The 3,558-nt window shown below is 42.6% G+C and carries 3 protein-coding genes; 1 reads left to right on the top strand and 2 read right to left on the bottom strand.

Annotated features, from left to right (window positions below; genetic code table 11):
• A partial coding sequence (locus Q1V93_RS08380) for a hypothetical protein (protein WP_300663702.1) occupies nt 1-1,086 on the top strand: 1,086 nt, incomplete at its 5' end.
• 101 nt (nt 1,087-1,187) lie between these two features.
• Here Q1V93_RS08380 and Q1V93_RS08375 read toward each other — a convergent pair.
• Both Q1V93_RS08375 and Q1V93_RS08370 read right to left on the bottom strand, forming a co-directional pair.
• On the bottom strand, nt 1,188-2,630 hold the full coding sequence (locus Q1V93_RS08375; protein WP_300663700.1) for an aldehyde dehydrogenase: 1,443 nt from the start codon (nt 2,628-2,630) through the stop codon (nt 1,188-1,190).
• A gap of 82 nt (nt 2,631-2,712) precedes the next feature.
• A partial coding sequence (locus Q1V93_RS08370; protein WP_300663698.1) for a hypothetical protein occupies nt 2,713-3,558 on the bottom strand: 846 nt, incomplete at its 5' end.

The raw sequence follows: 3,558 nt of genomic DNA, 5'->3' as shown, positions 1-3,558 counted from the left end.
ATCGGAATAGACATTCAAAGTACCGGTTACTTTTTTTCGAACGGAACAGACGAATGGGGAACCTTTGTCAGTGTGATTGACAGCGCCAAGATCCAAAACGGATTCAACCGTCTGGAGCAGTACATGAAAATCTCCGATACGATCGTTTACAACCGGAGAGTCAAAAAAATTCAGGATTTAGAACTGTATATTTTCTACGAAAAGGATTATTTGCTGGTTTATAAAGGATCGAAAATTAAACGCCGTATCGGGAAAGCGATTTTTGCACATGAAGGCGACATTGAGAAATCCTGGGAAAAATTCCTGAAGAAACAGACTTTCCGCGATGAAAAGATCGTGCTTTACTCCCATTCACCGCGACTGAAGAAATTCGGGTTCGATTATGTCTTATTTGCGCACGATAGTGATTCATTAAACGTCAAACTGAAAACCTATCTTCATTCCAATAAACGCTTGAAGATTAAGGAAAAAGAGGCCGGAATTACTTTCGAACGGAATAAGATCTCTACCAAAGCATTGGAAATCCATTTAGATATTACTGAATTCAAAAAAGACAAGAAGAATCCGCTCTATCAATGGATCGTGGCACTTGGAAAAAAAGTCAGTTTCCCTACAGATGCTTTCTTTGATGCCTGGGAAGGCGATCTGTGCTTCCAGGAAGGCGGAACACAACTCATCGATGAAGAAGTTGTTGAGATGGGTTATGACGAAGAATTTAACCCGATTGAAACCAGAAAGATTAACAAAGTATCCGTTCCGGCCTACTCGCTGTTATTCTCGGTCAATGAAAACGGGAAAAAGCTGGTTTCGTCTTTGTTTGCAAAAGGAATTATCACCAAACAGGGGAAATACTATCATTTCCTGTTCTCACCACCTTTGAACTTAAACATTCTTCCGGCAAGTATTGGTGCTTACACTTCGAAAAGACCACCGAAACTCACAACAGGTTCTACCTGCAACGGTTTGTGGAAATACAAAGGAACAGATGTCATTTTCCACATTGATTCCCTGAAGAAAAAAGAAGTTTACGGCTCACTGGAGTTTGAAGTCGCAAGCTTGATCAGAAAGAGGAAGTTTAAAAGATAGATTACGAATTGCGTCCCGATAGTCATCGGGACACGAATTACTTAATAATCAATTGTTTCAACTATTTACTCGTAATTAGGAATTAGGCATCCGTAATTCTATTAGTACGGGATAAACACATTTTTCGCTTCGGTGAAAAAGCGCAATGCTTCCCAACCTCCTTCTCTGCCCACTCCGGACGCTTTTACTCCTCCGAACGGTGTGCGTAAATCGCGCACAAGCCAGGAGTTGATCCAAACGATTCCAGCCTGTACTTTATCAGCCGTTCTGTGCGCTCTTTTCAGGTCAGAGGTCCAGATAGTAGCACTCAGTCCATAAACGGTGCTATTCGCCATCATTAGCACTTCTTCTTCGGTATCAAAAGGTGTTAAAGTAACAACCGGTCCGAAAATTTCTTCCTGATTCGTTCTGCAGTCGTAGGTAAGTCCTTCGATCACGGTTGGAGCAATGTAATATCCTTCGTCATACGGAACCTCTAAAACAACACGGTGTCCGCCGGTTAAAATCGTTCCGCCTTCTTCTTTCGCCAGTTCAATATAGGAAAGTACTTTTTCCATGTGCGGTTTTGAAACCACCGCTCCCATTTTTGCATTCGGGTCAGTCGGATTGGAAACCGTCAATTTTTCAACGCGTTCGATAAACGCCGCTTTGAATCGGTCGTAGATGCTGCGTTCGATAAAAATGCGTGATCCGCAAAGACAAATCTGGCCTTGATTCGCAAAGGAAGAGCGAACCGTTGTTTTGATCATCTCATCGAAATCACAATCCGCGAAAATGATATTCGGGTTCTTTCCTCCTAATTCCAGGGAAAGCTTTTTAAACATTGGACCTGCTGTTCGCGCAATGTATTCTCCTGTTTTTGTTCCTCCGGTAAACGAAATTGCTTTGATTTTCGGGTGTTTCACAATGGCATCTCCTGCATGTTGTCCCAAACCGTGAATAATATTTAATACTCCGGCTGGCATTCCACTTTCTCTCACAACTTCACTCAGCAAATAAGCGGTATAGGGTGTAATTTCGGAAGGTTTTGCAATCACACAATTTCCGGATGCCAATGCAGGTGCAATTTTCCACGAAAACAAGTACAAAGGCAAATTCCAGGGAGAAATACAGCCCACAACCCCGATTGGTTTACGCGTCGTGTAATTGATTCCCATCCCTTCCATATAATGCGATTCGGAAGCAAAATGTTCGACAGCCGTTGCGAAAAAATGAAAGTTTGAAACGGCGCGTGGAATATCCACGTGTGCAGCCAATGAAAGCGGTTTTCCATTATCCCGCGATTCTGCAGCTACAAATTCGTCCATGCGTTTTTCAATACCTAAACTGATCCGCATCATGATTGCGCCTCTTTCCTCATTTGACATATTCGACCAAACGGGAAATGCTTTTTCTGCCGCCGCAACTGCCAATTCCACATCTTCTTCCGTAGAATTCGGAATTTCACCGTAAACTTTGCCCGTAGCAGGCTCGTAATTGTCGATGTATTGTCCTTTAACCGGTGCAACCAATTCGCCGTTGATCAAATTCTGAATGCGTATCATGATTTCATTTTTTCAGTGACAAAGATAGTAATAGTAATCACGAATTATGAATGCCGAATTACGAATTGATTCATTAGATCTTCTAGATCTTAAACTTCACTCCCAACTGCAAGTACAAGTAGAAATGCAGCCCGTTTGATTGCAGATAGTTCGTGGAAACTCCCACATGGGTGTAAAAACGATCAAAACCGAATGCAAAAGGATTGTTTTTGTAAGCTGCTCCTAAATACAAGGCATGAAACAAACCTGCCTGACTCCGATCGTTGATGAAATTCAGATTGCTTCCGGCATAAGCAGCCAAAGTCGGGTGGAAATCGTGGATCACTGACCGGTTTGCATTTCCGATATACGTTTGCTTGAACGGATCGTAAGAGAAAAGCAGGTAATCTACTTTGACTATTCCCAACATACGGGCTTTCAGATCCACACCGATATTTAAACTGTATTCAAAACGCGTTCCCGCATATTGAAGATACGCCGATACAAATGCCGATTGCAGATCGTAATTCCAAAAACCTGCTTCCAAACCGTATTCCAGGGCGTTCAAACCACCGCGCGATTCCGGGAAACAGACGTGCGCGTTCATCGTGTCCAAAGGATAGCTGATTTTAGTCGAATCTCCGGAAGGAATACAAATTGCCCGGTTCGAATAGATATTCCAATCACTCCTTTTCACATATTCCACAGGAACTGTTGCAAAATAATACGGTCTGTTACGCATTCCGAATTTGGTATGCCACGTAACCGGCAAGTCGTAATTTTTGTCGAAATAATAACTTCTCGAAGGCGAAACATAGTCCCTGGGAACAATCAGCAGATATTCTCCTTCAAGCGCTTTTTTCCGAAGTTGTAAATGCTGCATGATGTACACTTCCGGAAGTAATTCCGATTCCAGTTTCATCGGGGTGCTCATATCCTTATCGCAAAC

The sequence above is a fragment of the Fluviicola sp. genome (genome assembly GCF_030151805.1).
GTDB lineage: Bacteria > Bacteroidota > Bacteroidia > Flavobacteriales_D > Crocinitomicaceae > Fluviicola.
This window is presented reverse-complemented; position numbering and strand designations above follow the sequence as displayed.

Coding starts and splice junctions, on each gene's coding strand:
- Q1V93_RS08375 (WP_300663700.1), bottom strand. CDS start 2,630: ATGATACGCATTCAGAATTTGATCAACGGCGAATTGGTTGCACCGGTT.